General features: G+C 27.8%; 6 protein-coding genes. All 6 read right to left on the bottom strand.

Annotated elements, in window-relative coordinates; translation table 11 throughout:
• Positions 1–38 precede the first annotated feature (38 nt).
• Complete coding sequence (locus CLOBL_RS20405) at positions 39–1,061, bottom strand: hypothetical protein (RefSeq protein WP_242953888.1); 1,023 nt, start codon at positions 1,059–1,061, stop codon at positions 39–41.
• Between the two features lies 1 nt (position 1,062).
• Positions 1,063–1,617 carry a sigma-70 family RNA polymerase sigma factor gene (locus CLOBL_RS20410; RefSeq protein ID WP_077860710.1) on the bottom strand — a complete coding sequence of 185 codons (555 nt, stop codon included), beginning with the start codon at positions 1,615–1,617 and terminating at the stop codon, positions 1,063–1,065.
• A 254-nt stretch (positions 1,618–1,871) separates the two neighbouring features.
• The gene (locus CLOBL_RS20415) at positions 1,872–2,786 is read right to left on the bottom strand and encodes a hypothetical protein (protein WP_077860711.1); all 915 of its coding nucleotides are present in this window, start codon (positions 2,784–2,786) and stop codon (positions 1,872–1,874) included.
• Positions 2,787–3,092: 306 nt separating this feature from the next.
• Positions 3,093–3,233: a hypothetical protein gene (locus CLOBL_RS28185; RefSeq protein ID WP_009169540.1), complete on the bottom strand. Its 141-nt coding sequence runs from the start codon at positions 3,231–3,233 to the stop codon at positions 3,093–3,095.
• An 85-nt stretch (positions 3,234–3,318) separates the two neighbouring features.
• Positions 3,319–4,563, bottom strand: a complete 1,245-nt coding sequence (locus CLOBL_RS20420; protein ID WP_077860712.1) for an MFS transporter — start codon at positions 4,561–4,563, stop codon at positions 3,319–3,321.
• A 193-nt stretch (positions 4,564–4,756) separates the two neighbouring features.
• Positions 4,757–5,797, bottom strand: coding sequence for a galactose ABC transporter substrate-binding protein (locus tag CLOBL_RS20425; RefSeq protein WP_077860713.1), 1,041 nt, complete (start codon positions 5,795–5,797; stop codon positions 4,757–4,759).
• Positions 5,798–6,000 lie beyond the last annotated feature (203 nt).

A 6,000-nucleotide genomic window follows, 5' to 3' on the forward strand; every position in this document is an offset into this window, starting at 1 on the left:
ACCTTCTACTTTGGATGAATTATTATTGCCTTGTGAATTTACATTTTTATTTTCCTTCTTATTATTTGATCTACATTCTTATTTTCTTTATTACTGCCGCTGTTCTCTTCCTTTTTATCATTTCCATAATTACTTTTTTCTGATCCATTCAAATCATTTGAAGAATTAGGTGAATTTTCTTCATTGTTTTCTGTTGTTGAAGAACTATCAAAGCTTTCATCTCCATCTCCATCTACATTAGTATTTAAATTAGCATCATTGGAAGTGCCATTATTTCCATTACTTTTTCTTAATTCATTAGTCTTTTCTACTATACTCTTTATCGAGGTGTCTTTATAATCTTCTATTTTTATAGTTGAATCTAATTCCTGAAGCTTTTCTATTAAATTCAGCTTCCCTGGTGTTAAACCAAGCTGCCTTGCTTCATCTCTTCTTGCAAGCGCTACATTTTCATTTTCAACTTCTGCTTCCACATCATTATTCTCCAATGTCTTATCAATAGTCTCTTTTAGTGATTCACCTAAGCCATCTGCAATATTTTTTTTATCTGTAGCTGTAGTAACTTCAATTGCAGATGAACCGTCTTCTTTTATATATCCATAAGAAATTGCATTTGATATTACAGAACTAACAGCGTTATTAATATTAAAATTAATTAAATTAGTATTTTCCAATACTTTTCTACCATCTTCATTATATGCTTCAGCAGATACTACTTTATCAAATCCATTTACGCCCAATTCGACGCTTGGATTTATATCCAGACTGACATATGCCACTGGAGTTTTAGCATATGCATATCCACCGCCTCCTAAACTTAAAATAATTACAGCTGATAATGCCAATGCTATTTTTTTCTTCATAAAGATACATCCTAAAATATTATAAATTTTATCTTTAAGAAGATTCGTTTCTTTGTAATAACCCGTTTTTTTCCTTATAGATTTTTCAATCCGTCTTCTTGTAAAAATACCCAATGATAAATTAATATCTTCTTTTAATAATAAATCAGTATCACTAATGTCTAGCTTATCTAATTGTTCAAATAATTTATCTTCCAATTTATAAAATCCCTCCTAAAACATTTCTTAATTTTTGCATACATCTAGATACTTTCTTATCAATAGTATTAACTTTTATACCAAGGTCTTTAGATATATCTTTTGAACTTTGATAAAAGTAATATTTCCTTATAATTATTTCACTATCCGGATCTCCCAGCGACTTTATTGCATTTATTAATTGAATATTACTTTCCTTTAATAAAATTGAATGTGACACATCGTCTTCCTTACTGTGTAAATCTTGTGATACATCATCTATCGGTATATGGTTATTATTCTTGTTTTTTCTATGCATATCTATAGCTTTCCTCTTAGCTACTACTGCTAAAAAAGCCTTAATTGATCCTTTTTCTAAATCTATTCTATTCCTATAATGAAATACCTGAAAAAATACATCACTTACGCATTCCTCTATATCTTCCTTTGAATATATGCCTGATAATTTATTGAATATTATTGTATAAATAAACGCCATATAATTATCCATCATCATTTTGAGGCCTACTTCAGGTTTATTATGTAAAAGATTAAGTAATTTTATATCCGAAGCCAAAGCGCACCTTCTTCCCACAAAATTTTATTTATATTATATAGTTCGCAACAAAGCTGACTAATCTGACAGAGTGCAACAACAAAGAAACTTATATTTATTATTAACATAGCATTTACTAAACAATTATTATTGTGTCATATTCAATAAAATATATAGTATTTGAAGAATAATTGTTTTTAAATTCTCTTTATTTATATCTTTACATAATAAAATCAATAGCTAATATTTATATTAACTATTGATTTATAGGTTAATTATTTATTTTTATTTTTTTCTTTATTGCTATTTTTATTTTCTGAATTTAATTTACCATTATCATTTTGATTCTTTTGTTTTACCGAAGCGTTTTTTTCTTTATCATTTTCAATGCTGCTATCTTCTTTTTTACTATTAATACTTGCATTCTCACCTTTTTCATCATTACCATTATCAGTTTGAATTCCAGTACTTTCTTGAGTAGTCACATCACTGCTTGTGCTAGTGTCTGTGGTTGTAGTATTATTTATATCTGTACCATTATTAGTATCCGTACCTGTATTACTATCACCATCAGAAGTATCATCCTTATTTATTTTTCTTAATTCTTTAATTTTCTTTTGGATATCTTTTACTGAACTTGTTTTATAATCTTCCACTTTTATTGTTGGATCTAATGCTTGAAGCTTTTGTATAAGGTTTAACTTTCCAGGTGTTATACCAAGTTGTCTTGCTTCATCTCTTCTTGCAAGTGCAACATTTTCAGATTCAGCTTCTGCGTTCACATTATTGTCCTCTAATGTTTTATTAGCAGCTTCCTTTAAAGATTCATCTAATTCAGTTGCCATCTTTTCTTTATCTGTAGATGTAGTAATTTCAACTGCAACAGCTGCTGTAGTTGTTGCATCTTCTTTTATATATCCATCAGAAATTGCATTTGAAATTACGGTACTGACAGCTTTTTCAGCATCAAAGTTTACTAAATTAGTTCCTTCTAATACTTTTTGACCATCTTCATTATAGGCTTGTGCAGATACTACTTTACCAAAAGAATTTACGCCTAATTCTACACTTGGATTAATATCCACACTAACATATGCTGCTGGAGTAGTTTTAGCATATGCATATGCTCCTCCTCCACCTAAACTCAAAACTGTAGCTGCTGCTAATCCTAAAGCTATTTTTCTTTTCATAATAATTCCTCCAAAATATTATTTTCTTCAATCGTTGTTTTACTTTTTAGCATTCGAATACTAGTCATTAATAATTTTCAACTTAATATTTTTATAAATATCTTTCTTATGCATTAATGTATATTTTAATTATTGAGAACATCTTATAAGATTTACTAAGTTGCCTTACATTATACAATTCGTGATCCTAAATAAAAATCTGACAAATCAAAATTTAATTTATTCTATCATTCAAGAATAAATCTAAATTTTAAAAAATTTTATACTTACATATATCTTAGATTTCTTCCATATAAAAAAGAGCCTTTATTTAGGCTCTTTCCTTACTGGTTTATATTTTGAATTTGTTTTGTCATTTGGATTTATATAATCATAATCACCATTTTCAGTTTTCTTTAATCCTAAAGAAGCCATTTGTTTTTGAGTAACTTTACGCTTATTAACCATAATTAATCCTCCTTACATATTTTTATATTTACCATGCAAATAGAATTTTATTCTTGATTTTAGCACCCAAAAAATATATTAAAATTTAACAAGCAGCATCTCTTTCACATTCCTCATTTTTTTCATTTTTTGAATCATATATATGTAATATTGTCATAAGACATACTCCTATGCAAACTACAATAAAAACTAATGACCATACTTTATTTATTCCATAAGAATCTATATATTTTCCAACGAGAGAAGTACCAAATGCAGTTGCTAATGCGTAAGTTAAATTGCTGGCTGCACTAATTCTTGCTCTAAAATTTTTAGGACTATTATTAGCTATATATACTCCATTATTAGTTGAAGATATTATTTCACCTATTGTCCAAAGTATAGTTGAAACTATATATAAAGGGAAAGAGCTTCCTATAATACCTATCATCCCAAATCCTATAGCATAAAAAATTCCTGAAAAAATTACATTTGTAAGAGTTTTGAATTTTTGAGTTATTGAAATAATCATCACTGTTAAAAATATTACAGTAATAGCATTAATGCTCATTAAATAACCGAATTTTTCAGTTCCTTCAGCTCCAAAAACTTTATTCAGCATCATTGGTGCTGCAAATGAAATTTGAGTATATGCAAAAGCATAGAACATATTAAATATCATAAAAAAAGTAAGCCTCGGCCTCTTTAATAGTATCTGGACTAAATTCCCATGTTCCTCTCTTTCATTCGTATTTTTCTCTTCTTGAGCTCCTGTTTTAGGCTTTGTTTCATCAATGTAAATATAAAAAATTATTATTGCTAAAAAAGAAGTTAGAGCATCTAATATAAAAAGAAGAGAAAGATAATTATTAAATAAAAATCCTGCTACTATAGGACCTACTGCAACTCCTATATTTATTCCCAAATAAGTTAATGATGACCCAATTTGTCTTTTTTCAGGAGTTAATTCATCTGCTATTATCGCTGAAAGCGTTGGCCTTACAAATCCATTAAAAAATGCTGAAATAATTACTAGCACAACAATTAATAATGGATTTCTTATTAGCCCGCACAAGAAAATAGCTAAAGCAGCAACACCTTGCCCCATAAAATAAGTTTTTCTTCTGCTTACCTGATCTGCAAATTTTCCACCTAAAATTGCTGCAGGCATTGAAACTAATGATGTCACCATTACAATTATTCCTGTCATGGAATAAGAAAAATCGAGTTTTTGCGTTAACAACAAAGATAAAAATGGAAATACAAAGTCACCAAACCTATTAATTATCTGCACCGCAAATAGTGCATATATACTTTTAGGCAGTCCTTTGTAAGTATTAAAGATATTCAATTTTAGCCCCCCTTAAAATGCCTAATAAAAAATAAAGCTCATATTATATGAGCCAACTTTATTTATGTAATTATACACTAATCCTTATAGTAAAAAAAGAGCTAATATACACTTTTATTCTTTTTATTATAAAAAATACTATAAAATGTTAATTCCTCTTGTTCTATTTTATTATAATTTATCAAATCACTTCTTAGCTTGGATTATACTTTTTATATGGAATACGAATTACAACTCCTGAATCGTCAAATTTATAATTTGTTCCATCAAGAGGTTTCTTGTTGGATGCTAGGTTCATTCCTGTAATATATAGTGCCTCTGCCATTCCATATGCATCTTGAATAACAGTTCCAGTCATTATTCCTTTATTAACTAGTTCCCTTGCTTCTGGTATTGCATCAACACCCACAACTAGAATTGTTTTTTCCTTTATTCCTGTGTTATAACCTGCTGCCTGCAGCTCTTGTATTGCTCCTATTGCCATATTATCATTAGTTGAAATTATAGCCTCTATTTTATCACCATACCTAAATAAAAATGATTGTGTTATTCTTTTTGCTTCTTCTCTATCATTCCAATCAGAATAGCTTGATGCAAGCTCCACAGACTTTATTCCATTATTTTTTATAGTTAATACTGAATATTTCGCTCTTGCAATTGCTTCTAAATTATCTTTGGGCCCATTTAATATAACATATTGCATTGTTTGGTCTTTATTTCTATCTATATATACTTTATTTTTATTCCATTCATTAACTAGAATTTCACCTTCAAATATCCCTGCCTGCTCTAATTCAGTTCCAACAAATATTGATTTATTATAAGATTGAATAGCACTTTTTTTAGGTGGTTCTCTATTAAATAATACTATCGGAATATTATTTTCTTTTGCAATATTAATTACATCATAGGCTGAATTCACATCAACTAATGCAATAAACAAAATATTAAATTCCTTCTTTTTAACTATTGTATTAACAATTTCATTTTCTTTAGCTTGTTTATTATTACTATCAAAAAATGTAAATTCAACTTTTTCTGCATTTTGTGTTTGAATGTCTTTTAGATTTTTTATAACTTCTGACATATACGTAGCATTGGTATCATAAACTATCACCGCTACTTTAATAATTGTTTTATTGTCAGCTAATATTATAAAAAAATTACTTTCTATTAGAATACAACCAGTTAAAGCGATTAGAATAATACTTATTAATCTTTTAACCAGCCTCATAATAATATCCCTACCTTCTAAGATTATCAACAATTTATTAATATAATCCAATTCTTTTACTGTCTAACAAATTTAGTTTATACTCTAATGTGGTATTTATACAAATATGTCTAATTAGAAAATCTTATTCTATTCACTGTAATAAATTATTTATATATATATGTTGCAATAATAAAATTACATTTAGGATGTCTATCCGCTAA

Origin of the sequence: Clostridium sp. BL-8, from assembly GCF_002006495.1 — a bacterium.
GTDB lineage: Bacteria > Bacillota > Clostridia > Clostridiales > Clostridiaceae > Clostridium.

Coding starts and splice junctions, on each gene's coding strand:
- CLOBL_RS20415 (WP_077860711.1), bottom strand. CDS start 2,786: ATGAAAAGAAAAATAGCTTTAGGATTAGCAGCAGCTACAGTTTTGAGT.
- CLOBL_RS28185 (WP_009169540.1), bottom strand. CDS start 3,233: ATGGTTAATAAGCGTAAAGTTACTCAAAAACAAATGGCTTCTTTAGGA.
- CLOBL_RS20425 (WP_077860713.1), bottom strand. CDS start 5,797: ATGAGGCTGGTTAAAAGATTAATAAGTATTATTCTAATCGCTTTAACT.